Annotated in this window: 21 protein-coding genes; 15 read left to right on the plus strand and 6 right to left on the minus strand. The window is 63.0% G+C overall.

The window, feature by feature from the left end:
* A partial coding sequence (locus ACW4TB_RS25800) for a hypothetical protein (RefSeq protein ID WP_455843110.1) occupies positions 1 to 194 on the plus strand: 194 nt, incomplete at its 5' end.
* A gap of 43 nt (positions 195 to 237) precedes the next feature.
* On the opposite strand, the gene ACW4TB_RS25805 is transcribed toward ACW4TB_RS25800, so the two are convergent.
* The 5 genes from ACW4TB_RS25805 to ACW4TB_RS25825 all read right to left on the minus strand — a co-directional run bounded on the left by ACW4TB_RS25805 (position 238) and on the right by ACW4TB_RS25825 (position 5,212).
* Positions 238 to 801, minus strand: coding sequence for an REP-associated tyrosine transposase (locus ACW4TB_RS25805; protein ID WP_455843111.1), 564 nt, complete (start codon positions 799 to 801; stop codon positions 238 to 240).
* A gap of 152 nt (positions 802 to 953) precedes the next feature.
* The gene (gene speA / locus ACW4TB_RS25810) at positions 954 to 2,867 is read right to left on the minus strand and encodes an arginine decarboxylase (protein WP_012316398.1); all 1,914 of its coding nucleotides are present in this window, start codon (positions 2,865 to 2,867) and stop codon (positions 954 to 956) included.
* A gap of 149 nt (positions 2,868 to 3,016) precedes the next feature.
* Positions 3,017 to 3,388 (minus strand): translation initiation factor Sui1, encoded by a 372-nt coding sequence (locus ACW4TB_RS25815; protein WP_012316399.1) that lies wholly within the window; start codon positions 3,386 to 3,388, stop codon positions 3,017 to 3,019.
* A gap of 217 nt (positions 3,389 to 3,605) precedes the next feature.
* Positions 3,606 to 4,142 (minus strand): NUDIX hydrolase, encoded by a 537-nt coding sequence (locus ACW4TB_RS25820; RefSeq protein ID WP_279933242.1) that lies wholly within the window; start codon positions 4,140 to 4,142, stop codon positions 3,606 to 3,608.
* 2 nt (positions 4,143 to 4,144) lie between these two features.
* Positions 4,145 to 5,212, minus strand: coding sequence for a DUF2333 family protein (locus ACW4TB_RS25825; RefSeq protein ID WP_012316401.1), 1,068 nt, complete (start codon positions 5,210 to 5,212; stop codon positions 4,145 to 4,147).
* Positions 5,213 to 5,458: 246 nt separating this feature from the next.
* Here ACW4TB_RS25825 and ACW4TB_RS25830 point away from each other — a divergent pair, with 246 nt between their 5' ends.
* The 14 genes from ACW4TB_RS25830 (at position 5,459) to ACW4TB_RS25895 (ending at position 24,224) form a co-directional block, all read left to right on the plus strand.
* Complete coding sequence (locus ACW4TB_RS25830; protein ID WP_279933245.1) at positions 5,459 to 6,838, plus strand: diguanylate cyclase; 1,380 nt, start codon at positions 5,459 to 5,461, stop codon at positions 6,836 to 6,838.
* Between the two features lie 113 nt (positions 6,839 to 6,951).
* Positions 6,952 to 8,913 carry a methyl-accepting chemotaxis protein gene (locus ACW4TB_RS25835; RefSeq protein WP_279933247.1) on the plus strand — a complete coding sequence of 654 codons (1,962 nt, stop codon included), beginning with the start codon at positions 6,952 to 6,954 and terminating at the stop codon, positions 8,911 to 8,913.
* A 76-nt stretch (positions 8,914 to 8,989) separates the two neighbouring features.
* Positions 8,990 to 10,771 (plus strand): protein-disulfide reductase DsbD, encoded by a 1,782-nt coding sequence (locus tag ACW4TB_RS25840; RefSeq protein ID WP_279933249.1) that lies wholly within the window; start codon positions 8,990 to 8,992, stop codon positions 10,769 to 10,771.
* A 179-nt stretch (positions 10,772 to 10,950) separates the two neighbouring features.
* Positions 10,951 to 11,403 carry a type II 3-dehydroquinate dehydratase gene (gene aroQ, locus ACW4TB_RS25845; RefSeq protein ID WP_012316405.1) on the plus strand — a complete coding sequence of 151 codons (453 nt, stop codon included), beginning with the start codon at positions 10,951 to 10,953 and terminating at the stop codon, positions 11,401 to 11,403.
* 101 nt (positions 11,404 to 11,504) lie between these two features.
* The gene (gene accB, locus ACW4TB_RS25850) at positions 11,505 to 11,966 is read left to right on the plus strand and encodes an acetyl-CoA carboxylase biotin carboxyl carrier protein (RefSeq protein ID WP_012316406.1); all 462 of its coding nucleotides are present in this window, start codon (positions 11,505 to 11,507) and stop codon (positions 11,964 to 11,966) included.
* A 17-nt stretch (positions 11,967 to 11,983) separates the two neighbouring features.
* Positions 11,984 to 13,339, plus strand: a complete 1,356-nt coding sequence (gene accC / locus ACW4TB_RS25855) for an acetyl-CoA carboxylase biotin carboxylase subunit (protein WP_012316407.1) — start codon at positions 11,984 to 11,986, stop codon at positions 13,337 to 13,339.
* A 295-nt stretch (positions 13,340 to 13,634) separates the two neighbouring features.
* Positions 13,635 to 14,513: a 50S ribosomal protein L11 methyltransferase gene (prmA, locus tag ACW4TB_RS25860; RefSeq protein WP_012316408.1), complete on the plus strand. Its 879-nt coding sequence runs from the start codon at positions 13,635 to 13,637 to the stop codon at positions 14,511 to 14,513.
* A gap of 42 nt (positions 14,514 to 14,555) precedes the next feature.
* Positions 14,556 to 15,884 (plus strand): DUF3426 domain-containing protein, encoded by a 1,329-nt coding sequence (locus ACW4TB_RS25865; RefSeq protein ID WP_279933253.1) that lies wholly within the window; start codon positions 14,556 to 14,558, stop codon positions 15,882 to 15,884.
* Positions 15,885 to 16,097: 213 nt separating this feature from the next.
* Positions 16,098 to 17,111 (plus strand): tRNA dihydrouridine synthase DusB, encoded by a 1,014-nt coding sequence (gene dusB, locus ACW4TB_RS25870; RefSeq protein ID WP_012316410.1) that lies wholly within the window; start codon positions 16,098 to 16,100, stop codon positions 17,109 to 17,111.
* 38 nt (positions 17,112 to 17,149) lie between these two features.
* Complete coding sequence (gene fis / locus ACW4TB_RS25875; protein WP_013974370.1) at positions 17,150 to 17,428, plus strand: DNA-binding transcriptional regulator Fis; 279 nt, start codon at positions 17,150 to 17,152, stop codon at positions 17,426 to 17,428.
* An 81-nt stretch (positions 17,429 to 17,509) separates the two neighbouring features.
* On the plus strand, positions 17,510 to 19,117 hold the full coding sequence (purH, locus tag ACW4TB_RS25880; protein WP_012316411.1) for a bifunctional phosphoribosylaminoimidazolecarboxamide formyltransferase/IMP cyclohydrolase: 1,608 nt from the start codon (positions 17,510 to 17,512) through the stop codon (positions 19,115 to 19,117).
* A 168-nt stretch (positions 19,118 to 19,285) separates the two neighbouring features.
* Complete coding sequence (purD, locus tag ACW4TB_RS25885; RefSeq protein ID WP_279933256.1) at positions 19,286 to 20,581, plus strand: phosphoribosylamine--glycine ligase; 1,296 nt, start codon at positions 19,286 to 19,288, stop codon at positions 20,579 to 20,581.
* A gap of 134 nt (positions 20,582 to 20,715) precedes the next feature.
* A complete protein-coding gene (locus tag ACW4TB_RS25890) occupies positions 20,716 to 23,487 on the plus strand; it encodes a hybrid sensor histidine kinase/response regulator (RefSeq protein WP_012316413.1) in 2,772 nt (923 codons plus the stop codon).
* A gap of 140 nt (positions 23,488 to 23,627) precedes the next feature.
* On the plus strand, positions 23,628 to 24,224 hold the full coding sequence (locus ACW4TB_RS25895) for a MarC family protein (protein ID WP_012316414.1): 597 nt from the start codon (positions 23,628 to 23,630) through the stop codon (positions 24,222 to 24,224).
* 9 nt (positions 24,225 to 24,233) lie between these two features.
* Here the strand turns inward: ACW4TB_RS25895 and cobJ are convergent, their stop codons facing one another.
* Positions 24,234 to 25,925, minus strand: a complete 1,692-nt coding sequence (gene cobJ / locus ACW4TB_RS25900; RefSeq protein ID WP_279933259.1) for a precorrin-3B C(17)-methyltransferase — start codon at positions 25,923 to 25,925, stop codon at positions 24,234 to 24,236.
* Position 25,926 lies beyond the last annotated feature (1 nt).

Below are 25,926 nucleotides of genomic sequence, written 5' to 3' on the forward strand. Positions count from 1 at the left end.
CATCTGCATACTCACAGCCACACACAATCCCAGTGAGAATACTCGCCAGCACGCTGTACCAGTCCGGCACGGATTGGAGTGGGTTTGGCAACCACGGCTTGTGGTTTGCGTTTCTCGGGTTCATGGCGTTGCGGGCGCTGACGTTGGGATGGGTGGGTTGGCGCCTGCAACGAAAAAGACTGTGGATTCACTGATGCTGGGGCTGCCTTGCAGCCCTTTCGCGACGCAAGGCCGCTCCTACAGGCGACGCGGTACCGCTGTAGGAGCGGCCTTGTGTCGCGAAATGAGGGCGCAGCCCTCATCTGCATACTCACAGCCACACACAATCCCAGTGAGAATACTCGCCAGCACGCTGTACCAGTCCGGCACGGATTGGGTTGGGTTGGGTTGGGTTGGGTTGGGTTGGGTTGGGTTGGCTATGATGTATCGAGCAACGGCCCTGATGTCCTGCTCACGCCGTAACGCTCGGTCATGGAAGCCAGGTTGCCAGATACGACGCCTATCAGCTCCGGCTCGATAAAGCGCGCAACTGCTCCGAGATTTGAATGCGCACATCAATTCGCCAAGCGTTCCGTGGCCTAGCTCGATCAGCCAGTGCAGATGATCTGGCATCAAGACCCACGCTAGCGTTCGACAGCACGCTTCCTGATCGCTTAGCCGCAACTGTTGAATGGCGGCTCGGGCGAAAGGAAGATTCTTGAAGATTGGAGCGCGATTGCGGGTAACCGTTGTTAATAGATACAGCCTCCCCTGCTCCGAGTGGCGGCCTTTGCGCAAACGGTGATTGCCTTGAAGGTCCATGTCGGTATCCCTTGAACATTGCGTTCAACGGTAGTCAGCCCCATGCAGCCGGGTACGTTTGTTCCTTTTCTTGATGTGACACCGGTGAGGGCTGCGCCCTCATTCGCGACGCAAGGCCGCTCCTACAGGGGTAGCAGGAGCGGCCGTGACAATCACGACGACAGGTAGGAAGACCGGGTCAGCCCCAGGCGCAATGCATCGAGGAACTGGGTACGCTCGCGGGCGCTGATCTTGGCGCTGGCCACCTTGTCGCGGTAGTGGGTCATCAACTCCTCCGGCGACAGGTGCACATAGCGCAACATGTCTTCGATGGTGTCGTGGGTCTCGATACCGGCGTGGAACACGCTGCCATCGGCGTTCTGGTAAATGTTCACCGAGTCGGTATCACCGAACAGGTTGTGCATGTCACCGAGGATTTCCTGGTAGGCACCGACCAGGAACACGCCTAGCAGGTAGTCCTCACCGTCCTTGAGCGAGTGCACCGGCATGCTGGTCTCGATGCTCTGCTCGTCGACGTACTGGTTGATCTTGCCGTCGGAGTCGCAGGTCAGGTCCTGCAGCACTGCACGGCGCAGCGGCTCTTCGTCCAGGCGGTGCAACGGGATGATCGGCAGCACCTGGCCGATGGCCCAGGTGTCCGGCAGGCTCTGGAACACCGAGAAGTTGCAGATGTACTTGTCGGCCAGCTTGTCGTTCAGTTCGTCCAGCACCTGGCGGTGCGAGCGCTGGCGGGCCTTGAGCGAGTTGTGCAGACGACGGCACACGGCGAAGTAGCACTGCTCGGCCAGGGCCTTTTCGGCCAGGCTGATCTTGCCATCGGCATATTGCGCTGCCACGTCACCCATGTAGTGCGTGGCGCGCCAGTAGGTCTCGGTGACCATCTCGATATCGGTCGGGCCGAGCAGGTCGGCCAGCCACTGCACGGTCTCGGGCAGGCTTTCCTTGTTTTCGATGGTCGGCACGTCGTCGTTGTGTTTCTCGACGTCGGTCACCTGTATCACCAGCATGGCGTGGTGCGCAGTCAGCGAACGGCCACTCTCGGAGAAAATGTGCGGATGCGGCAAGCCCTGCGCGTCGCAGAACTCCTTGAGCATGCCCACCACCACGCCGGCATAGTCGTCCATGTCGTAGTTGATCGAACTGGCGTTGCGCGAGTGGGTACCGTCGTAGTCCACACCCAGGCCACCGCCCACGTCGATATGGTCGACCGGCAGGCCCAGGGCACGCAGCTCGCCGTAGTAGCGGATGGCTTCCTTGAAACCGTGCTGGTAGTCGGCCAGGTTGGCGATCTGCGAACCCATGTGGAAGTGCAGCAGGCGGATGCCCTGGTCCAGCCCGGCATCGCGGAAGCGCTGCACAACCGAAATCAGCTGGGCAGCAGAAAGGCCGAACTTGGACTTCTCACCACCGGTGTCTGCCCATTTGCTCGAAGCCAGCGATGACAGGCGAACGCGCAGCCCCACCTGCGGCTTGACCTTGAGTTCGGCGGCCTCTTCGATAACCAGCGCCACTTCGGACTCTTTCTCGATGACGATGAACACATTGTGGCCGAGCTTCTGGCCCATCAGCGCCAGGCGAATGAACTCGCGGTCCTTGTAGCCGTTGCAGACGATGGTGCCGCCCTTAGGGGCCAGCGCCAGCACCGCCAGCAGCTCAGGCTTGGAGCCTGCTTCCAGGCCGATGGAAACGTTCTGCGTGGCGATGATGTTCTCTACCACCGCTTCCTGCTGGTTGACCTTGATCGGGTACAGCGCGGTGTACTGGCTCTGGTACTCAAGGCGCGCGATATTGGCGTCGAAGGCACCGGTCAACTGGCGCACGCGGTCCTGCAGAATGTCGGGGAAGCGGACCAGCAGCGGCAGCGACAGGCCGCTCTGGCGCAGCTCATCGACCTGCTCGAACAAGTCGATCGGCGCGCTCTGAGGGCCGTTGGGGCGCACTTCGACGCGCCCGGCCTCATTGATGGCGAAATAACCAGCGCCCCAATGGCGGATACCATAAACACTGCGGCTGTCGGCCACGGTCCATTGGCTACCATCGTCTTTGCGTGTGCGTCGTACGGACATTCAAGTCCCCTATAAAGTCGAAAACACTGCCCCACATGGTGGCGGGCGCAGTGTAAAAGCTGGAAATGACGATTCATCCGTGCCCAGGAATAGACCCTGGTCACGGGAACGAGTTTAGAAAGCGCTGGGCAAAAAATCGCGTGATGGCCTCAGCCCCCGGACTTTTTCGCCTTGAAACCCTGTTTGGTCAGCTCGCCGATCAACAGCTCGACATGGTCGCCCTGGATCTCGATAACCCCGTCCTTCAGGGCACCACCGGTACCGCAGCGGCGCTTGAGGGTGGTGGCCAGCTCCTTGAGCTGGTCTGGCGGCAGCGGCACGCCGGTGACAGTGGTCACGGTCTTGCCGCCACGGCCTTTGCTCTCACGGCGAACACGGGCGATGCCGTCGCCTTCGGGGATGGTTTGCTGCTTGCAGATGCAGGCATCCACCGGCTGGCTACAGTCGGGGCAGTGCCGACCGGCGTCGGTGGAGAACACGAGACCGCCAAGGGCGGAAAAGGAAGAAGCTTTCTTGGCCACTTTTGTTCCTCTGTGCTGAGGACAAAAACTGGTCGGCATGAGCCGACCGCGAAGCCCCACTCTGGCAGGGGCGGCGCTACTGCCGCAAGATCCTGCAACAGCCCGAAAAGGGCGCGCAGTGTAACGATAAATCAGGTGATTGCTAAGTACCGGAATGCGCCATTTTGCGAAAGATTTGCGACCCATGGGACCCTGGGACCGCAAAGCGGCCCCAGCCTTAGCCAAGACTGACCTTGTACCGCTGCAGCGCCGCCAGCGAGTCCGGACAGTAGGGCTTGCTGAGGCTTTCTGCCTCAGCTTGGGCGAGGCTGATGAACCTCGCCTCGCTCACCTCTTCAGGCTGCAACCGCAGAGGCGCGTCCGACACAGCCGAATACACCGCGCACCACAACCGGTTGTCGGGCTGGTCGAAGTAGAACCGTTCGTGGAAACGCAACTCGGCGCCCTCGATGCCCAACTCCTCGGCCAGCTCACGGGCCGCCGAGTCGACATACGCCTCCCCCGCCGCCACCATGCCGCCTGCGGCCACATCCCAATAGCCCGGATACAGCGCCTTGCTCAAAGTACGCCGGTGTACGCACAGCTCACCGGCGCCATTGAACAGCAGAATGAAGGTACAACGGCCAATCAGACCACGCCCGCGAAGCTCAGCCCTGGGCAGCGCTCCAAGCACCTGGTCGGCTTCGTCCACCCAGGCGACCAGTTCGCGGTCGGAAGCCGCCCGGTGGGCGGCCTCGTTAGGGCTTATTGCCATGTTCAACCCTGCGACAGCAGTTGACGCAGGTCGATGACCGCCGCATTGGCCCGCGAAATATAGTTGGCCATGACCAGCGAGTGGTTGGCCCACATGCCGAAGCCGCTGCCGTTGAGCACCATGGGGCTCCACAATGCCTCCTGCGAGGCCTCGAGCTCACGAATGATCTGGCGCACGCTGACGGTGGCATTCTTTTTCGCCAGCACGTCAGCAAAGTCCACTTCGATGGCACGCAGCAGGTGCGACAGCGCCCAGGCTTGGCCACGGGCTTCGTAGAATACGTTGTCGATCTGCAGCCAAGGCGTTTCCACCACCTCCTCGTCCACCTGCGGCGCCTGGCCAGCAACCACCGACTCGGTCTTCAGGGTGGTATTGAGCTTGACCCGGCCGACGCTTGCCGACAGGCGCTGCGACAGCGAGCCCAGACGGGTGGCGACATCGCCCAGCCAGTTGTTCAGGTTGTCGGCACGAGTGTAGAAGATCGCACCCTTGTCGCCTGCAGCCAGGCGGGTCTGGTAGCGGGCGAGCGATTTGATGCCCTCTTCGAACTCCGACTCACTGGATGGGAGAATCCAGCTCTTGTTGTCGAAGTTGAAACGCGGCTCGGCCTTGGCCAGGTCGGCGTCCTCGGTGGACTGCGACTGCGAGCGGGCGAAGTCTTTGCGCAAAGCGCGGGACAGGTCACGCACCTGGACCAGCACGCCGTATTCCCAGCTCGGCATGTTGTCCATCCACAGCCCCGGCGGGAAGCGGTCGTTGGAGATGTAGCCGCCCGGCTTGTTCAGCAGAGTACCGGCTACCGTCTTGAGCGTTTCGATGGTGGTGTAACCAATCACCATCTGCTGGCCATTGCGCTCGGCTGCTGCCTGGGCGTTCTGCTGCACCGGGAACAGCTCCGGTTCCTGGCTCCAGTACCAGCCCAGGCCGATGCAGACCAGCAGGTACAACCCGATCAGGGTTCCCAGGGCTCGGCTCCAGAGGCCACCCACATAGCTACGGGCGGCAGCACCGCGGCCATCGACACGCTCACGGGGCTCGGCCTTGGCCTCGCGGTTTTTCCAGTCCAGCATGGCTTTGTCCTTATCAGTCACGACGGTTCAGGGCTTTTGACCACAGGCCAATGCCAGGGTGCCACGGCAAGCCCATGTTGCTGCACTATAAAGCAGACACCACCGTACGCATAAGCGACCAATCAGTCAGCAACTGAATATTCGTCATCAACGCTTTGTTGATCCCGCGCACTCGCATGCCTGGAAAGAGCTGCTAGCATAGAGCCATCATCGCACCTGCACATCCCACTAATAAGTAGTCAGGACATGACCCAAGCCGCGGAGCCGAGCCAAGAGCGCCTCAAGCAGGAGCTCGATCACCTGCTGCAACGCCTGTCGCGCACTCGTTTGCGCAAGGGCGACCAACTTGATCAGCTGACGTTGCCAACTGCCCGCAGGCCGGTGTATCTGCTGCTGCGCGACCATGAGCGTGCCGAGCGTCTGGCCCAGCAGCTGGAATTCTTCGGCCTGAGCGTGCAACCGCTGTTCAGCGTCGACGCGTTGCTGGCGTCAGTGGCCGAGCAGGCACCATCCGCCATAGTCATGGATGTCGACTTCAGCGGGCCGGGATGCGGCATGCAACTGGCGGCACAGGCGCAGTCGGGTCTGGAGCAGCCGATCCCGCTGTTGTTCTTCAGCTTGCACGAAGCCGACACGCCAACGCGCCTGGCCGCAGTACGCGCAGGTGGTCAAGCATTTCTCACCGGCACACTGGAAGCCTCCAGCCTGCTTGAGAAGCTCGAGATCATGACCAGCACCGTGCCTCTTGAACCGCTGCGCGTGCTGATTATCGACGACTCGCGCACCCAGGCACTGCACACCGAACGCGTGCTGGGCAGCGCCGGCATGATCACCCGCAGCCTGACCGACCCGATCCGCGCCATGGCCGAGTTGGCCGACTTCCAGCCCGACCTGATCATTCTCGACCTGTACATGCCAGCCTGCTCGGGCCCGGAACTGGCCAAGGTGATCCGCCACAACGACCGCTACGTCAGCGTACCCATCATCTACCTGTCCGCGGAGGACGACCTGGACAAACAGCTCGATGCCATGAGCGAGGGCGGCGACGACTTTCTGACCAAACCTATCCGCTCGCGACACCTGATCACCACTGTGCGCAACCGCGCTGCCCGTGCGCGCCACCTCAGGTCGCGCATGGTCCGCGACAGCCTTACCGGCCTGTACAACCACACGCACATCCTGCAACTGCTGGAAGACTGTAGCTTTCGCGCCCGTCGCGAGGGCCAGCCGCTCAGCTTCGCCATGCTCGACATCGACCACTTCAAGAAGATCAACGACCGCCATGGCCACCCCATGGGCGACCGGGTCATCAAGAGCCTGGCACTGTTTCTCAAGCAACGGCTGCGCAAGACCGACTTCATCGGCCGCTATGGCGGCGAGGAATTCGCCATCGTCATGCCCAACACCGCACTGGATGCCGCGCACAAGGTGCTCGACGAGATTCGCCGGCGCTTCGCCGAAATCCTATACCCGGCACAACCCTGCGACCTGCAGTGCACTTTCAGTGCCGGGGTAGTGCAGCTGGACGATGAGCTCGATGCGTTGAGCATGGCCAGCACCGCAGATGAGGCGCTGTATCGGGCCAAGCATGCGGGACGCAACTGTGTGGTGCGGGTCGAGCCTTAGCTGGCCGGACCGCACCTGCAAGATAGCCTTAAGCCATCATCGTCATCACCCCGTCACAAAATAGCAATAACTTCAGGCACCTACCTCTCCATCCCCGCAGGAAGTTCGCGGCTATGCGCCTGAAGTGGCTGACCAATTTCAACACCCTGTTACTGGTGACCGTGTGTATCGCTCTGGGTGCGACCCTTTGGTGGTCCCAGCGTGCCCTGGAGCGCCCCTATCAATTGATGGAACGCTACCTGGGCCTGTCGCAGCAGTTCCAGAACCAGGCCGCGCGCAACATCCAGGCTTATCTTGGCAGCGGTGACGCCCTGCGCCATGCGGCGGCGCTGGAGGCCAACCAACAACTTGAGCAGGCACTGGCCGACTGGCCTGAAGAGCTGGCCGGCCAATTGCGCCCAAGCCTCGATACCCTGCAAGCCTTCACAGCCAACGAGCTGCTCGCGGCCGGCAAGCTGGCCGGCGACCCTCAAGCCCTGCTGTTGCAGGCCGAACGTGAGCTAGGCGCCAATTTCGAACAACTGTCCGGCTATGCCCGTGACAGCGCCAGCAGCGACGCGAGCCGTTATCTGCCGCCATTGCTCGACGCCAGCGTACACCTGGGCCGCCTGTCGCTGGCCCGTGACAAACTGGTCAGCAGCGGCCGCGCCGAGCTGGCCGACGAGGTGGAGCGCGAGCTGCAACTGATCCGCGCACAGGCTCAGGTCATCGACAACCTGCCGTTGCTGGGCGTGACCCGCGCCGCCGAATCCAACGCCGATGATTTCGCTGCCATGATGGGCCTGGAAACGCAGGCAGCCGGACAACAGGAAGACGTAGCCGTTGGCCTCAAGCGCGAACTGCAGAGCCTGCTCAGCCGCTACCCTGGCGAACTGCAACGCACCCGCGAACAGATCGAGCGGCGCACAACGCTGGCCGCCAGCACCAACGAACGGCTCGACGCCGTGCAAAAAGCCATCGCCAGCCTTGAGCCTGAAGTGCGGGGCCAGCACGCCCGTATCGCCAGCGAAGTGCGCCTTATCCAGGGCCTGATGATCGGCCTGATCCTGCTGATCGCCCTACTCATCGACACATTGCAGCGGCGGCTGACGCGTACCCTGACCGGTCTGGCCCCGGCCCTGTCGCAATGGGCCGAAGGTGATTTCGCCGCCCCCATCGCCCTGGGCAAGACCAACCGCGAGCTGCACGACATCCAGGAATCGCTCAACCGCCTGCGCCAGTACTTGGTGGAGCTGGTCGGCACCATCCGCCACAACGCCGAACTGGTGGCCGGCAGCAGCCACGCACTGGCCGGCATGAGCGCCGCCCTGCATGACGGCGCAGAGCGCCAGGCCGGTGACACCGGACAGATACGCGATGCGCTGGGCGAACTGGAAGCCACCATTTTGCAGGTGGCCGGTGATGCCAGCTCCGCGGCCGATGCCAGCCGCGATGCTGGCCGCGCCGTTGAGCAAGGCCAGACGGTGATCGGCCAGAGCCTCGGCGGGCTGCGTACGCTGGTCGATGAGGTGCAGGGCAATGCACGCATGATCGAACAGCTGGCCGAGGAGTCGGCCACCATCGGCGGTGTGCTCACCGTGATCAGATCGATCGCCGAGCAGACCAACCTTCTGGCATTGAACGCCGCCATCGAGGCCGCCCGCGCGGGGGAAATGGGCCGCGGCTTTGCCGTGGTTGCAGACGAAGTACGCTCGCTGGCACAACGCACCACAGGCGCCACTGGCGAGATCCAGGCCTTGATCGACCGGCTGCAGCAGGCGGCACGGGAGTCGGTGACAGGTATGCGGGCGCAACTGGAGCATGCGCAAACCACAGCTGACCAGGCTCAGGCTGCAGATGGCGCGCTCGATGAGATCGTCAACGCGATCCGCACCATTGCCGATACCGCAGTGCGCATTGCCGACGTCACGGCGCAGCAGAGTGATGCGGTGAGTGAAATTCGAGGGCACAGTGAGCGGATTCATGAGCTGGGTGAAGACAACCTGCAGCGCATAGGTGAAGGGCGCGAGCAGGGCGAGCAATTGCTGACCCTTGGCGGCGAGCTGAACCGTGCGGTGCGGGCCTTCAGGCTGTGATCGTTTGCCTGCACTGCCCCCCAACCAAGGCCAACTCCGCTATCATGCCGGGCACGTTCCACCTCGCGAGTCCGCCATGCGCCGCCTGTTTTTCCTGCTGTTCCTGCTGCTGGCCAGCCCTGCCTTCGCCACGGGCCTGCTCGACAACCGCCCCAGCGCCACACTCGGCGCCGCCTCGCTGAGCAACAGCGCAGACTTTTTGCCCGTACACGAAGCCTTCAAGCTCAGTTTGGTCCAAGCCGATGCGCACACCATCAAGCTGCGCTTCGTCGCCACCGACGGCTATTACCTCTACCGCCATCGCTTCCAGTTCCGCAGCGAACCGGCAGACATCGCCCTGGGTTCGCCGAACATACCCAAGGGCGAGGCCAAGCACGATGAGTTCTTCGGCGACGTCGAGGTCTACCATGGCGTGCTCGACATCGAACTGCCGCGCACCGACACACGCGCATTCACCTTGCTAGTCGGCTACCAGGGCTGTGCCGACAAGGGCCTGTGCTACCCACCAGAGACCGCACGCCTGAGCATCGACGGCGCAGGGGGTAGCACAGCCGACGCCCCCGCGACGGTCAGCGAACAAGGCTGGACTTGGAAATCATTGCTACTGTTCTTCCTCGCCGGGGTCGGCCTGACCTTCACTCCCTGCGTGTTGCCGATGCTGCCGATCCTCTCTGGCGTGGTCCTGCGTGGCCAGGTAGGCGGCCTGCGCGGCCTGGCCCTGTCGCTGGCCTATGTGCTGGCCATGGCCGCCAGTTTCGCCCTGTTGGGCGCGCTGATGGGCCTGTTCGGTGCAGGCCTGAACCTGCAGGCGCGGCTGCAATCGGCTTGGGTGCTGGTGCCTTTCGCGCTGTTCTTCGTGCTGTTCGCACTGGCCATGTTCGGCCTGTTCGAACTTAAACTGCCACAGGCCTTGAGCACTCGCCTGGACACGCTCGCGCACCGCACCAAGGGCGGCTCGCTGCTGGGCGCAGCAGTGCTGGGCGTGCTGTCCAGCCTGCTGGTTTCGCCGTGCGTCTCGGCACCACTGGCGGGCGCCTTGCTGTATATCAGTGCCAGCGGTGACGCCTTGGGCGGTGCACTCAAGTTGTTTGTCCTTGGCCTGGGCATGGGCGCGCCGTTGTTGCTGGTTGCCACGGGGGGCGCGGCCTGGCTGCCGAAGAGCGGGCCTTGGCTGAACACCGTGAAAAACGCCATTGGTGTATTGCTGCTGGGCCTCGCCATCGGTCTGCTCAGCCGCGTGCTACCTGGGCCGGCGACTTTGTTGCTGGTCGGTTTCCTGAGCGTAGGCGTAGCCGTGTTCCTCGGGGCGCTGGAGTTCGTGGTCAAGGCGCCACGCCAACGTCTGGCGCAACTGCTGGGCCTGGCCCTGCTGGTCTACGGCCTGGCCTGCTGGTACGGCGCCCTCAATGGCCAGGGTGACCCGCTGCGACCATTGCCTGCGCCAGCGCCGACAACCAGCGGCAGCGGCCCAACAGCCTCGGTGGATGCCTGGCAAACCGTCACTGCGCCGGCTGCACTTGACGCGGCCCTGGCCGAGGCGAAAGCTGCGGGGCAGCCGGTCTTGCTCGACTGGTACGCCGACTGGTGCATCAGCTGCAAAGTCATCGAGCATGAAGTACTCAACGCAGCGCAGGTCCAACCGCAACTGGGCGCATTCAAGTTGCTGCGTTTCGACATCACCGAAAGCAACGCCGAGCAACGTACCCTGCTCGACCGCTACCAGCTGTTCGGCCCGCCTGCGCTGTTGTTTTTTGCCGCGAACGGCAGCGAAATGACCACCGATCGGGTCATTGGCGAGATAAACGCCGCCGAATTTGCGGGTGTTCTGGCGCGCGTGCGCGGCAAACTCGGTCTATAACTTCCCGCGTGCCGGCATATTTCTGCGTACGAGTGACCAGAATTTAATATTTGGTCACATACTTCGCGCGAACCTCGGACATCGTGCTGGCTATTGCCGGGAACTGGACACTTGCCGTCGCTTTACGGCACACTCGCCGCGCTGTGTCGAATTGCCCTACAAATCCAAGGAATCTGCAGATGGCAACGCTACTGGTGCTTCACGGCCCCAACCTGAATATGCTCGGGCTCCGCGAACCGGGCCACTACGGCGCCGTGACCCTGGCCCAGATCAACCAGGACCTGGAGCAGCGCGCCCGCGCCGCAGGCCATCATCTGCAGTACCTGCAGAGCAATGCCGAGTACGAGCTGATCGACCGTATTCACGCCGCGCGCAACGAGGGTGTGGACTTCATCCTGATCAATCCGGCTGCTTTCACCCACACAAGCGTCGCATTACGTGACGCATTGCTTTCGGTGAGCATCCCATTCATCGAAGTGCACCTGTCCAACGTGCACAAACGCGAACCGTTCCGTCACCACTCCTACTTCTCCGATGTAGCCGTAGGGGTGATCTGCGGTCTGGGCGCCAGCGGGTATCGCCTGGCCCTGGAGGCCGCACTGGAACAACTGGCTGCCAACGCACAGCCCTGATGATAGAAGCCCTGGCCTGAGTGGGCCGGGGTTCGAGAAAAACGTTTCAGATACGTTTTTAACTTATGCCCCCTGACCGAACCTTTGGGAGTTGATGATTAATGGATATCCGTAAAGTCAAGAAACTGATCGAGCTGCTGGAAGAGTCTGGCATCGACGAACTGGAGATCAAGGAAGGCGAAGAGTCGGTCCGTATCAGCCGTCACAGCAAGACCCCAGCCGCTCAACAGTTCTACGCACCTGCGCCAATGGCCGCCGCGCCTGTAGCTGCTCCGGCCGCTGCTGCTGCCCCGGTTGCCGAAGCTGCCGCCGCTGCCCCGGCCCTGAAAGGCACCGTGATCCGTTCGCCAATGGTCGGTACCTTCTACCGCAAACCTTCGCCGACCTCGCCGAACTTCGCTGAAGTTGGCCAGAGCGTGAAGAAAGGCGACACCCTGTGCATCGTCGAAGCGATGAAGATGATGAACCACATCGAAGCCGATGTCGGCGGCGTTATCGACGCCATCCTGGTGGAAGACGGTCAGCCGGTTGAGTTCGACCAGCCGCTGTTCACCATCGTTTGATTCGCGGAGAGCCAACGATGTCTGGGAAGCTGGAAAAAGTCCTGATCGCCAACCGCGGGGAAATTGCCCTGCGGATCCTGCGTGCCTGCAAAGAACTGGGCATCAAGACCGTCGCCGTGCACTCCACGGCCGACCGCGAACTGATGCACCTGGGCCTGGCAGACGAGTCGGTCTGCATTGGTCCTGCTTCATCCAAAGATTCGTACCTGCACATCCCGGCGATCATCGCCGCAGCTGAAGTGACAGGCGCTACAGCCATCCACCCGGGTTACGGCTTCCTCGCGGAAAACGCCGACTTCGCCGAACAGGTGGAGAAGTCCGGTTTCGCCTTCATCGGCCCACGCGCCGACACCATTCGCCTGATGGGCGACAAGGTTTCGGCCAAGGACGCGATGATCAAGACCGGCGTACCGACCGTACCAGGCTCCGATGGCCCGCTGCCGGAAGACGAAGAGGTCGCCCTGGCGATCGCTCGTGACGTCGGCTACCCGGTTATCATCAAGGCCGCCGGTGGCGGCGGTGGTCGCGGTATGCGCGTGGTGCACAAGGAAGAGGACCTGATCGCCTCGGCCAAGCTCACCCGTACCGAAGCCGGTGCAGCCTTCGGCAACCCGATGGTCTACCTCGAGAAGTTCCTGACCAACCCACGCCACGTGGAGGTTCAGGTGCTGTCCGACGGCCAGGGCAACGCCATCCACCTGGGCGACCGCGACTGCTCGCTGCAGCGTCGTCACCAGAAGGTACTGGAAGAAGCGCCTGCCCCGGGCATCGACGAGAAGGCCCGCCAGGAAGTCTTCAAGCGTTGCGTCGATGCGTGCGTCGAGATCGGCTACCGTGGTGCCGGTACCTTCGAGTTCCTGTACGAAAACGGCCGTTTCTACTTCATCGAAATGAACACCCGTGTGCAGGTTGAGCACCCGGTCTCGGAAATGGTCACCGGTATCGACATCGTCAAGGAGATGCTCAGCATCGCCGCTGGCAACAAGCTGTCGATCCGTCAGGAAGACGTGGTGATCCGCGGCCACTCGCTGGAGTGCCGGATCAACGCCGAAGACCCGAAGAAGTTCATCCCGAGCCCAGGCAAGGTCAAGCACTTCCACGCCCCGGGTGGCAACGGCGTTCGCGTCGATTCGCACCTGTACAGCGGTTATTCGGTTCCGCCGAACTACGACTCGCTGATCGGCAAGCTGATTACCTATGGCAAGGACCGCGACGAAGCCATGGCGCGCATGCGCAATGCCCTGGACGAAATCGTCGTCGACGGCATCAAGACCAACATCCCGCTGCACCGCGACCTGGTGCGTGATGAAGGTTTCTGCAAAGGCGGCGTGAACATCCACTACCTCGAGCACAAACTGGCCAACCAGGAGTGATCGCGTTAGCGTGATGCTGCAAAGAACCCCGGCCCTGTGCCGGGGTTTTTTGTGGGGTTGTACTCAAGCCATCGGTTATGCGGTACCACGTCTACTGGCCCGATCGCCGGCAAAGCTGCGCCTACAGTCAGATCACTGCACTGAACAACAATGAAGGGCCTGCGGGAGCCGGCTTGCCGGCGATTGGGCTGCAAGGCAGCCCCTCAAGTCATCCACAAACACCCCGCACTCGCGTAAACTGCCAGCCTTCGTGCAGCCTCAGGCTGCCCCTCTCGATTTACCAAAGGTGCCCGCCATGCCTTGGCTGCAAGTACGCCTGGCCATCAGCCCGGAACAAGCCGAAACCTACGAAGACGCCCTACTCGAAGTCGGCGCCGTATCGGTCACGTTCATGGACGCCGAAGACCAGCCCATCTTCGAACCCGACCTCAACACCACGCCGCTGTGGTCGCATACGCACCTGCTGGCACTGTTCGAGGCGGACGCCGACCCTGAACAGGTATTCGCTCACCTGCGCCTGCTGACCGGCGCCGAGCTGCCGGAACACCAGGCCGAAGTGATCGAAGATCAGGATTGGGAACGCAGCTGGATGGACAATTTCCAGCCAATGCGCTTTGGCCGCCGCCTGTGGATCGTGCCAAGCTGGCACGAAGCGCCGGAAAAGGACGCAGTCAACCTGCTGCTTGACCCTGGCCTGGCCTTCGGCACCGGCACCCATCCGACCACCGCCCTGTGCCTGGAATGGCTCGACGGCCAACAGCTCGAAGGCACCCAGGTGCTGGACTTCGGCTGCGGCTCAGGCATCCTTGCCATCGCCGCATTGTTGTTGGGCGCACGCGAAGCGGTCGGTACCGACATCGACGTGCAGGCCATCGAAGCCTCGCGTGACAACGCCCAGCGCAACGGCGTCGCCGACGAGAAGCTGGCGCTGTACTTGCCCGAGCATATGCCGGCCATGCAGGCCGACGTGCTGGTCGCCAATATCCTGGCTGGCCCTTTGGTCTCGCTGGCGCCGCAGCTGTCCGGCCTGGTACGCCCAGGCGGCCTGCTCGCCCTGTCAGGCATCCTTGCCGAACAGGGTGAGGAAGTGGCCGCGGCCTATGCCGCCGACTTCGAGCTGGACCCGATCGTCGTGCGCGACGGCTGGGTGCGCATCAGTGGTCGCCGCCGCTAAGCGGGCCTAAAATACTTCTCTGCACAGCTCCCGGATCGCCGCATGACCGACAGTTTCGTCACCCAGTGCCCGCATTGCCAGACCAGCTTTCGCGTCACTCATCACCAATTGAGCGTGGCGCGCGGCGTAGTGCGCTGCGGCCATTGCCTGCAGGTGTTCAACGCGGCGAAGCAACTGCTGGAGCAGAACCGCGCCAGCGCCGCCCCGGCAGTGCCGCCGATACCGGCGGTCGCGCCCGTCACCGCGCCCGAGCCACCGGTCAGCGAACGCCTGGCCGCCGAGCCGCAAGACTGGGCAGCCACAGCGCAAGCCCTCGACGAACTCGACCTGGACCAGGAACTGGCCCGCCTAGAACGCCGTGGCAAGCCAGACGAGCCGCGCCCAGCCGTCCCTGCCGATGCACTGCAGGCGCGGCGTGACGAGCCCGCCGCCGAGCCCCATGGCGACGAGCTGTTCGGTAATGCAACCGACGATCACCATGAACCGCTGGAAACCATCGATTCCACCCCGGTACTGCTGAAGCAGGAGCCACTGGACCCGGAGCCCGCCCCCGGCGATCGCACCGAGCCCACACTGGACGGCAACCTGGATCTGGACTTCGATGATGAACCTGCCACGCATCGGACTGCCGAGCGCGACAACGCGGACGACTTTCCCGAGCGGCTGTCGCCAGATGACGAACCCGTTCACGAAAAAGGCCTGAGCGCCCGTGATGATGACGATACGGATCTGCATCTGTCGGCGCACGATGACACCCCTGCCCCAACGCTGACCGGCGAGCGCCTTGAACCTGGCTTCGCTGCAAGGCCCCAGCGCCCGTCACGCAAGGAGCCGCTCATCGACGTGGTCGACGATCCTTTGCAACTGGGCTGGGAGAAGCCGCGCCCCCACTGGGGCAAACGCGTGCTCTGGGGCTTGCTCACCCTGCTGGCCGCCGGCCTGCTGGCATTCCAGTACGTGTGGTTCCATTTCGACGAAATGGCGCGCCAGGACCAGTACCGCCCGCTCTTCCAGCAGATGTGCCCGATGCTTGGCTGCGAGGTGCCCACACGCGTCGACATCGGCAGGATCAAGAGCAGCAACCTGGTGGTGCGCAGCCACCCCGACTTCAAGGGCGCGCTCATCGTCGACGCGATCATCTACAACCGCGCCCCCTTCGCCCAGCCGTTCCCCCTGCTGGAACTGCGTTTTGCCGACCTCAATGGCCAATTGATCGCCAGCCGGCGCTTCAAGCCGAGCGAGTATCTCTCGGGTGAACTGGCCGGCCGTGGCGAAATGCCCAGCCAGACGCCGATCCACATTGCCCTGGATATCCTCGACCCTGGCCCGAAAGCAGTGAACTACAGCCTCAGCTTCCGCTCCCCCGAATAAACGTCGAGCGGCAAGTTGCAAGCTACAAGAGAAGCGAGCCGACAACCGGTCTGCTTCTTCTTGCAGCTTGAAGCTTGGAGCTTGTAGCCCGAAGGCATAAGCCTACAACTGTTCAGAATTTATCCAAATCCATCTTTATCCGGTCACCGAGAGCGGGTATTATGCCAACCCTTTTTCGACTCCAATGATTCGGCCCCACAACAGGGAACACCTATGTCGGCGGTACGCATCGGCCCATACACACTACGCAACAACCTGATCCTCGCGCCCATGGCCGGGGTCACGGACCAGCCTTTCCGTACACTTTGCAAGCGCCTGGGCGCGGGCATGGTGGTGTCGGAGATGGTCAGCAGCGACATGAGCCTGTGGAACAGCCGCAAGTCGAGCCTGCGCCGCATTCACGAAGGCGATCCCGAGCCGCGCTCGGTACAGATCGCCGGTGGCGATGCGCAGATGATGGCGGCGGCGGCCAGGGCCAACGTCGAAGCTGGCGCCCAGATCATCGACATCAACATGGGTTGCCCGGCGAAAAAAGTCTGCAACAAAGCTGCAGGCTCTGCTTTATTGAGAGATGAAGCTTTGGTCAGCGAGATTCTCCACGCCGTCGTCGGCGCGGTGGACGTCCCGGTGACGCTGAAGATCCGCACCGGTTGGGACCGGGCGAACAAGAACGGCCTGAACGTGGCGAGGATCGCCGAGCAGGCTGGCATCCAGGCGCTGGCGGTGCATGGCCGCACACGCGCCGACCTGTACACCGGCGAAGCCGAATACGACACCATCGCTGCCATCAAGCAGGCGGTGTCCATCCCGGTTTTTGCCAACGGCGATATCACTTCGCCAGAAAAGGCCCGGGCGGTGCTGGACGCCACCGGCGTCGACGGTCTGCTGATTGGCAGGGCCGCCCAGGGGCGGCCCTGGATCTTTCGCGAGATCGAGCATTACCTGGGGACTGGCCAGCACTTGCCGGCCCCGCAGCTGGACGAAGTGGAACGTATCCTGCTGGAGCACCTTGCCGCGCTGCACGCCTTCTATGGCGATGTGATGGGTGTACGTATCGCCCGCAAGCACGTTGGCTGGTACCTGGCAACACGACCCGGCGGCAAGGAGTTTCGCTCCCGGTTCAACGCTTTGGAAGACACACAAGCGCAGTGCGCCAACGTTCGAGCGTATTTCAGCGAACGTCGACAGAGCCTTGAGACAGAGGACGGACAAGGGGTGGCCGCATGACGATGATGACCGAGACATTAGTGAGTGGAACAACGCCCGTGAGCGACAACGCCAACCTCAAACAGCACCTCAACACGCCGAGCGAAGAGGGCCAGACCCTTCGTGACAGCGTCGAGAAGGCGCTGCACAACTACTTCGCACACCTGGAAGGCGCTACCGTCACTGACGTGTACAACCTGGTGCTCTCCGAAGTCGAGGCGCCCCTGCTCGAAAGCGTGATGAATTACGTCAAGGGCAACCAGACCAAGGCCAGCGAGATGCTCGGGCTCAACCGAGGCACCCTGCGCAAGAAACTCAAGCAGTACGACTTGTTGTAAGCCAGAATCCCAATCAGAAAAGGCGGCTCCCTGAACAGAGGCGCCTTTTTTGCTGACTCCACCGCGTTATTGGAATCCGAAATGACCGACCAGACTACCCGCCTGCCAGTCCGCCGCGCCCTGATCAGCGTCTCCGACAAGACCGGTATCCTCGAATTCGCTCGTGAGCTGCAGCAGCTCGGTGTCGAGATCCTGTCCACCGGCGGCACCTACAAGCTGCTAAAGGACAACGGCGTGAACGCGGTGGAAGTGGCCGACTACACGGGCTTCGCCGAAATGATGGACGGCCGGGTCAAGACACTGCACCCGAAGATCCACGGCGGCATCCTCGGCCGTCGCGGTGTCGACGACGCCATCATGAACGAGCACGGCATCAAGCCGATCGATCTGGTCGCCGTCAACCTGTACCCATTCGAAGCCACCATCGCCAAGCCTGGCTGTGACCTGCCGACCGCCATCGAGAACATCGACATCGGCGGCCCGACCATGGTCCGTTCGGCTGCCAAGAACCACAAGGACGTCGCTATCGTGGTCAACGCCAGCGACTACGCCAGCGTCCTCGAAGGCCTCAAGGCCGGCGGCCTGACCTACGCCCAGCGTTTCGACCTGATGCTCAAGGCGTTCGAGCACACTGCCGCTTACGACGGCATGATCGCCAACTACATGGGCACCATCGACCAGGCCAAGGACACGCTGTCCACCGAAGCGCGCAGCGAGTTCCCGCGCACCTTCAACAGCCAGTTCGTCAAGGCTCAGGAAATGCGCTACGGCGAGAACCCGCACCAGAGCGCGGCGTTCTACGTTGAAGCCAAGAAAGGCGAAGCCAGCGTTTCCACCGCCATCCAGCTGCAGGGCAAGGAGCTGTCGTTCAACAACGTGGCCGATACCGACGCCGCGCTGGAGTGCGTGAAGAGCTTCGTCAAGCCGGCCTGCGTCATCGTCAAGCACGCCAACCCATGCGGCGTCGCCGTGGTGCCTGAAGACGAGGGCGGCATCCGCAAGGCCTACGACCTGGCCTACGCTACCGACACCGAATCGGCCTTCGGCGGGATCATCGCGTTCAACCGTGAACTGGACGGCGAAACCGCCAAGGCGATCGTCGAGCGCCAGTTCGTCGAAGTGATCATCGCCCCGAAAATCTCCCAAGCTGCGCGCGACGTAGTGGCTGCCAAGCAAAACGTACGTCTGCTGGAATGCGGCGAATGGCCGGCAGAGCGTGCGGCCGGTTGGGACTTCAAGCGCGTCAACGGTGGCCTGCTGGTGCAGAGCCGCGACAACGGCATGATCACCGCCGAAGACCTGAAGATCGTCACCAAGCGCGCACCGACCGAGCAGGAAATCCACGATCTGGTGTTCGCCTGGAAAGTGGCCAAGTTCGTCAAATCCAACGCCATCGTCTATGCCAAGCAGCGCCAGACCATCGGCGTCGGCGCTGGCCAGATGAGCCGCGTCAACTCCGCGCGCATCGCGGCCATCAAGGCAGAGCATGCCGGCCTGCAGGTGCAAGGTGCGGTCATGGCGTCGGACGCGTTCTTCCCTTTCCGTGATGGCATCGACAATGCGGCTAAAGTGGGTATCAGCGCCGTGATCCAGCCAGGTGGTTCGATGCGCGATGCTGAAGTCATCGCCGCTGCCGACGAAGCCGGCATCGCGATGGTGTTCACCGGTATGCGCCACTTCCGCCACTGATAGCAGCGGCAAGCTTTTAAGCTGGAAGCTGCAAGCAAGAGCAGGCCAAGTTGCTCCCGCTTGCAGCCACAGCCCCTTGAATCCCTGAGTTGTGAGCATTTACAAGGATCAGCGCGAACCGCTTTTTCTTGACGCTTGCAGCTTGCAGCTTCTCCGAAGGAGCCTGTAATGAAAGTTTTGATCATCGGCAGCGGCGGCCGTGAGCACGCCCTGGCCTGGAAAGTCGCCCAGGACCCACGCGTCGAGAAAGTATTCGTCGCCCCCGGCAACGCCGGTACCGCCATTGAAGCCAAGTGCGAGAACGTTGCCATCGACGTCACTGCCCTTGAGCAACTGGCAGACTTCGCCGAGAAGAACGTCGACCTGACCATCGTGGGCCCCGAGGCGCCGCTGGTCATCGGTGTGGTCGACCTGTTCCGCAGCCGCGGCCTGGACTGCTTCGGCCCGACCAAGGGCGCGGCCCAGCTGGAAGGTTCCAAGGCATTCACCAAGGACTTCCTGGCTCGCCACAAGATCCCGACCGCCGACTACCAGAACTTCACCGAGATCGAGCCGGTCCTGGCCTACCTGCAGGAAAAAGGCGCGCCGATCGTGATCAAGGCCGACGGCCTGGCTGCGGGCAAAGGCGTGATCGTCGCCATGACCCTGGAAGAAGCCGAAGCCGCCGTGCGTGACATGCTCGCGGGCAACGCCTTTGGCGAAGCCGGTTCGCGCGTGGTGATCGAAGAGTTCCTCGACGGCGAGGAAGCCAGCTTCATCGTAATGGTCGACGGCCACAACGTGCTGCCAATGGCCACCAGCCAGGACCACAAGCGCGTGGGTGACCAGGACACCGGCCCGAACACTGGCGGCATGGGTGCCTACTCCCCAGCCCCGGTCGTTACCGCCGATGTACACCAGCGCGTGATGGACCAGGTGATCTGGCCGACCGTGCGCGGCATGGCCGAGGAAGGCAACGTGTACACCGGCTTCCTGTATGCCGGCCTGATGATCGACAAGGCAGGCAACCCCAAGGTCATCGAGTTCAACTGCCGCTTTGGCGACCCGGAAACCCAGCCGGTCATGCTGCGCCTGGAATCGAGCCTGGTGCTGTTGATCGAAGCCGCTTTCGCCAAGGCGCTGGACAAGGTCGAAGCGCAGTGGGACCCACGCCCAAGCCTGGGTGTGGTGCTGGCCGCCGGCGGTTACCCCGGCGACTACGCCAAGGGCGACGTGATCAGCGGCCTGGAGGCCGCAGCCAAGATCGAAGGCAAGGTGTTCCATGCCGGTACTTCGCTCAAGGACGGCCAGGTAGTGACCAACGGTGGCCGCGTGCTCTGCGCCACGGCCATGGGCAGCACAGTTGCCGATGCCCAGCAGCAGGCTTACCGCCTGGCCAAGGAAGTCACCTGGAACGGTAGCTTCTACCGTACCGACATCGGCTACCGGGCTATCGCCCGCGAGCGCGGTGAACATCAGCAATAACCTTACCGGATAGCCGCAGCGTCCTGCGCATGCGGCCTTCGGCTCGTCGACAGGGCCCCATCGGGGCCTTGCCTTCGACTTGGCGCGCCGCGCATAGTTACTACACGGCACATCAGCTAGGAAGGGATCTCGTAGTGCGTCGGCTTCGGATTGCCACAGCTCTGATCGTCAGCTTGCTGACCCTGCTCTGCCTGCTCCCGGCTTCGGCCGACCAAGGCGGAGGCTGGTCCGTTTTGCTCGACGTACAAGCCAACCTGCAATTGAGCGACGTCCGCTCGGATCGCTATCGCAACCAGTTCAGCCCTACTACCCTGAGCGACCTAGATGCCGCGCCGTCGCAACAGGCCCTGTGGCTACACTATCGCCTCGAACCAGGTGACCAGGAGCAACTGCTGCGGGTCTTTGCCCCGGACCTTTCGCGTCTGGACCTCTACGCCCTCGACGGCGACAGGCTGCTACGCCAGCTGCACCACGGGCGCCAGGCCGGCAACGCCAGCCCGACCCTGCGCGGCAGCGATCACGTTTTGCCCTTGCCAAACAGCCCGAAAGCGGTGGACATCTACCTGCGCCTGGTTTCCGAGCATCAACTGCGCCCGGCCATCAGCCTGGAGCCTGCGGCAGTCGCCGCTTCAAACCATGGCCAGCCGTTGCTGTTCGGCATGCTCTTCGGCGGCCTGGTCATGCTCATCCTGCACAACCTGATCCGCTTTCTGTACACCCGCTCCAGCACCACCCTGATCCTTGCGCTGTACCACGGGCTGATGCTGCTCAGCGGCCTGATCCTGCTCAACCTCAGCGGCCCCTGGTGGCACCTGTGGCACAGTGCGCAAACCCCGGCCGCCTATCTGACCCTGGTGCTGGCGGGCCTCGCGGGGCTCTATTTCACCCAGCACTTCTTCTCGCGCTGCAGTTCCCCGCAGCTCAATCGCTTGTTGCAAGGCGAAATGCTGGTGGCCGGAGTCAGCGGCCTGATCCTGCTGTTCGTGGATACCCTTCCACTCAACCTGATGACCTACGCCCTGCTGGCCCTGGGCAGTGTGAGCATGCTGCTGGTCAGCAGCTACCACTGGTACAAAGGTTATGCGCCGGCACGCCTGTTCAGCCTGGCCATGGTGGTGTTCAACCTGGGCGGGCTGGTGCTGCTGCCGGCCCTGCTCGGTCTGACCCGCACCTCTACGCCTTGGCTGCTGTGCATTCTGCTCGGTTTGACGGTGGCCAGCGGCCTGCTGCTCAACCTTGCGGTCAGCGAGCGCCTGCGGCGGATGAGCGAAGAGCGCTTCAGCGCCAGCCGCGCACTGGCGGCCAGTGATGCCGAAATCAATGCCAAGGCCGAGTTCCTGGCCAAGATCAGCCATGAAATCCGCACCCCCATGAACGGCGTGCTGGGCATGACCGAACTGCTGCTGGGCACGCCGCTGTCGGTCAAGCAGCGTGACTACGTGCAGACCATCCACAGCGCCGGCAACGAACTGCTCACACTGATCAACGAGATTCTCGACATTTCCAAGCTCGAGTCGCGGCAGATCGAACTGGACGATGTGCAATTCGACCTCAATGCCCTGATCGAAGATTGCCTGAATATCTTCCGCGCCAAGGCCGAACAACAGAACATCGAGCTGATCAGCTTCACCCAGCCGCAAGTGCCACGGGTCATTAGCGGTGACCCTACGCGCCTGCGCCAGGCTCTCTCCAGCCTGCTGGAAAACGCCCTGAAAAACACCGACCAGGGCGAAATCCTCCTGGTCGTTGCACTGGACCAGCGCGGCGAGGTGCCGCGCCTGCGTATCGCCGTGCAGGACAGCGGCGAGCCGCTGCCTGCGGCCGAGCGCGAAGCCCTGCTGCAGGCAGAGCTGCACAGCCATCACTTCCTTTCCAGCAACAAGCTTGGCGGCCACCTTGGGCTGATCATCGCCAAGCAACTGATCGGCCTTATGCAAGGCGAATTCGGCATCAAGAGCAGCACCAGCATGGGCAACACCCTGTGGCTGACCCTGCCGCTCGACCCCTCCCGCCTGGAGCAACCCCTGGCCGACCTCGACAGCCCATTGCGCGACGCCCGAGTGCTGGTGGTGGACGACAACGACACCTGTCGCAAGGTGCTGGTGCAGCAGTGCAGCGCCTGGGGCATGAACGTGAGTGCCGTACCCTCGGGCAAGGAGGCCCTGGCCCTGCTACGGACCAAGGCGCACCTGCGTGACTATTTCGATGCGGTCTTGCTGGACCAGAACATGCCGGGCATGACCGGCATGCAACTGGCGGCCAAGATCAAGGAAGACCCAAGCCTGAACCACGACATCCTCGTGGTGATGCTCACCGGTATCAGCAACGCACCGAGCAAGGTCATTGCCCGCAATGCCGGGGTCAAGCGCATCCTGGCCAAACCGGTGGCCGGCTACACGCTCAAGACCACCCTGGCCGAAGAGCTGGCCCAGCGCGGCCGCGAACAAACCGTGCCGATGCCCTTGCCAGGCACACCGCCCACCCACGAGCTGCCGGGCGACTTTCGCGTGCTGGTCGCCGAGGACAACAGCATCTCGACCAAGGTGATCCGCGGCATGCTGGGCAAACTCAACCTCGAACCGGACACCGCCAGCAATGGCGAGGAAGCCCTGCAAGCCATGAAGGCCCAGCGTTATGACCTGGTGCTGATGGATTGTGAAATGCCGGTGCTGGACGGCTTCTCTGCCACCCAGCAACTGCGCGCCTGGGAAGTCGCCAACCAGCGCCAGCGCACCCCGGTGGTGGCACTGACCGCGCACATCCTGGCCGAACACAAAGAGCGCGCGCGGCTGGCCGGCATGGATGGGCACATGGCCAAGCCGGTGGAGCTGTCGCAATTGCGCGAGTTGATCCAGTATTGGGCAAACCAGCGGGAAGCCAAGACCGATCCGCTGCATACTTCGTAGCCGATTAAGCGCTGTAGGAGCGGCCTTGTGTCGCGAAGGGCTGCGCAGCAGCCCCAGAATTTCAGCAGCACCACACGGAACGGGGGCTGCTGCGCAGCCCTTTCGCGACACAAGGCCGCTCCTACAAAGGACTCACCCTCATGCTTCATGAGTTGTTCAGTGTCTACCTGAAGATGCTGGTGCTCTACAGCCCGTTCTTCGTGCTGTCGTGCTTCATCAGCCTGACCCGTGGCCACTCCAGCAAGGAGCGCAAACAGCTGGCCTGGAAGGTTGCCTTCGCCGCATTGGTCGCCAGCGTGTTGCTGTACCTTTTCGGGCGGGCGATCTTCGGCATCTTCGGCATCACGGCCGATGCCTTCCGCATCGGCGCCGGCAGCGTGCTGTTCATCTCTGCCTTAGGCATGGCCCAGGGCAAACCGGCCGTGCAGGCCGACAACGTGCAGCAGGACGTGACCATCGTACCGCTGACCATCCCGCTCACCGTAGGCCCGGGCACCATCGGCGCCCTGCTGGTGATGGGCGTCAGCCAGCCGCACTGGGACGACAAGTTGCTGGCCATCGTCAGTATCGCGCTGGCCAGCTTCACCGTGGGCCTGGTGCTGTATCTGTCGCACGGGATCGAGCGCATTCTCGGCGATCAAGGCCTGCAGATCGTCAGCCGCCTGATGGGGCTGTTTGTCTGCGCCTTGGCGGCGCAGATCATCTTCACCGGCATCAGGGGCTACCTGGTCGGCTAGCCCTGCGACTCAGGGCGCAACAGGATACCAGCGCGGGGTATAGACCCACTGCCCACCCTCGGCACGGGCAAAGGTGCAGGTCGTGGAAGAACCGACCAGGACCATGGTACGCATGTCGACCATCTCTGGCGTCAGCTCGGCGAGGGTGACCACCCTGAGCGTCTGCCCCGGCCTGCCGATGTCACGCCCAAGCACCACGGGTGTATTACCATCCCGGTGCTGGCGCACGATCTCCAGCGCGCGCCCAAGCTGCCAGGGGCGCGAACGCGAGATCGGGTTGTAGAAGGCCAGCACCAGGTCGGCCTGGGCCGCCAGGTCCAGCCGATGCTCAATGGTCGACCACGGTTTGAGGTTGTCCGATAGCGACATCACGCAGAAGTCATGCCCCAGCGGCGCGCCCGCTTGAGCGGCAGTGGCCAGCGAGGCCGAAACCCCCGGCAGGATTTCCAGCTCGACACGATGCCAAGCGGGGTCAGTGGACCCGTGCAGCGCTTCCAGCACGGCTGCAGCCATGGCGAATACCCCCGGGTCACCCGAAGAAACCACCACCACCGAGCGTCCTTGTGCGGCGAGCTCGAAAGCATGACGCGCGCGCTGCATTTCTTCACGATTGTCGGTGCAATGTTGCACCTGGTCGTCGCGGAACGGCCCGGCCATGCGCACGTAGGTTTCGTAACCGAGAATATCCTCGGCGCGCGCCAGCTCGGCTTTGACCGCCGGCACCATCAACTCGGCGGCGCCAGGGCCAAGGCCGATGACGGCCAAGCGACCACGCCTGCGGCCCAGGTGGTTGACCTTGACAGGCACTGGTGACAGCGCAATGACCAGGCCCGTCTGCTCGATCAGACGCGCATCCGGCAGTGCTTCGGCGGCCATGCTGACAAGAGTGCTTTCTTTGGCAGCAAAACGCAGTGCGACACCCAGCACCTTGGCCGCTGCCTGCAAGGACGGTTCGGCCATGGCCTGTTCGGCAACCAGCAGGCACGCCAGTGACTGCTCGGCGATGCCCGCTTCACGCAGGGCATCGCTGACGCGTTCAACCAGATCAGGACCGCCCGCATCCACCACAACCACCACCGAACGGGGGTGGATCAGCAACTCGTCACGGCTGGCCGGGCGCGCAGTGCATCCCACATGAATGGTGCGCTGGGCGGCTTCACTGGCCGGCAATTGGGCCTGAGCCAGCCAAGGCGCATCGCCCTCGATACGTACGGCCTCCCCCGCCAGCAGATCGGAAACGAAACGCTTGCCCTGTTCGATATCCGCCAGGGCATAGCCCTCGGGTGGGTTCAACAGGCAGGTGCCGAAACGCAGCTCACCGCTGGTGGTGATCGCCGCCGCCACGCCCAGCGCCTCACCGATCTCGCGGGCCATGACATTGACGCCGCTCAGCCCGCCAAGCAGCGGCACTACCGCACTGCCGTCCTCGGCCACCGCCAGCACCGGCGGCTCTGCGCCTTTCTCGCAAAGCAAGCTGGCCAGGCTACGGATGACGATACCCGCCGCACACAGGGCTATGATCGGCGTGTCTTGCAGATAAAGGGCGCGCAGCGTGTCGCCAAATGCTTCGTAGTACTGGTCGGCCAGGTCGACCCGGCCGCTCAGGCCATGGATCGTCGCCTGTGGATAATGTTGCTGAATGCGCCGCGCGGTGGCCACGCTACCAGCGCCGAGCACGATGATTGCCGGTGCCTTGTGCATG

This window comes from Lelliottia jeotgali, from assembly GCF_977070485.1.

What these genes read in the sequence shown, in the direction of transcription:
- aroQ (WP_012316405.1), top strand. Translation starts at nt 10,951, where the DNA reads ATGGCAACGCTACTGGTGCTTCACGGCCCCAACCTGAATATGCTCGGG.
- ACW4TB_RS25820 (WP_279933242.1), bottom strand. Translation starts at nt 4,142, where the DNA reads ATGGCAATAAGCCCTAACGAGGCCGCCCACCGGGCGGCTTCCGACCGC.
- cobJ (WP_279933259.1), bottom strand. Translation starts at nt 25,925, where the DNA reads ATGCACAAGGCACCGGCAATCATCGTGCTCGGCGCTGGTAGCGTGGCC.
- ACW4TB_RS25835 (WP_279933247.1), top strand. Translation starts at nt 6,952, where the DNA reads ATGCGCCTGAAGTGGCTGACCAATTTCAACACCCTGTTACTGGTGACC.
- ACW4TB_RS25805 (WP_455843111.1), bottom strand. Translation starts at nt 801, where the DNA reads ATGGACCTTCAAGGCAATCACCGTTTGCGCAAAGGCCGCCACTCGGAG.
- purH (WP_012316411.1), top strand. Translation starts at nt 17,510, where the DNA reads ATGACCGACCAGACTACCCGCCTGCCAGTCCGCCGCGCCCTGATCAGC.
- ACW4TB_RS25865 (WP_279933253.1), top strand. Translation starts at nt 14,556, where the DNA reads ATGACCGACAGTTTCGTCACCCAGTGCCCGCATTGCCAGACCAGCTTT.
- ACW4TB_RS25825 (WP_012316401.1), bottom strand. Translation starts at nt 5,212, where the DNA reads ATGCTGGACTGGAAAAACCGCGAGGCCAAGGCCGAGCCCCGTGAGCGT.
- ACW4TB_RS25830 (WP_279933245.1), top strand. Translation starts at nt 5,459, where the DNA reads ATGACCCAAGCCGCGGAGCCGAGCCAAGAGCGCCTCAAGCAGGAGCTC.
- purD (WP_279933256.1), top strand. Translation starts at nt 19,286, where the DNA reads ATGAAAGTTTTGATCATCGGCAGCGGCGGCCGTGAGCACGCCCTGGCC.
- ACW4TB_RS25895 (WP_012316414.1), top strand. Translation starts at nt 23,628, where the DNA reads ATGCTTCATGAGTTGTTCAGTGTCTACCTGAAGATGCTGGTGCTCTAC.
- accB (WP_012316406.1), top strand. Translation starts at nt 11,505, where the DNA reads ATGGATATCCGTAAAGTCAAGAAACTGATCGAGCTGCTGGAAGAGTCT.
- ACW4TB_RS25840 (WP_279933249.1), top strand. Translation starts at nt 8,990, where the DNA reads ATGCGCCGCCTGTTTTTCCTGCTGTTCCTGCTGCTGGCCAGCCCTGCC.
- dusB (WP_012316410.1), top strand. Translation starts at nt 16,098, where the DNA reads ATGTCGGCGGTACGCATCGGCCCATACACACTACGCAACAACCTGATC.
- speA (WP_012316398.1), bottom strand. Translation starts at nt 2,867, where the DNA reads ATGTCCGTACGACGCACACGCAAAGACGATGGTAGCCAATGGACCGTG.
- accC (WP_012316407.1), top strand. Translation starts at nt 11,984, where the DNA reads ATGTCTGGGAAGCTGGAAAAAGTCCTGATCGCCAACCGCGGGGAAATT.
- prmA (WP_012316408.1), top strand. Translation starts at nt 13,635, where the DNA reads ATGCCTTGGCTGCAAGTACGCCTGGCCATCAGCCCGGAACAAGCCGAA.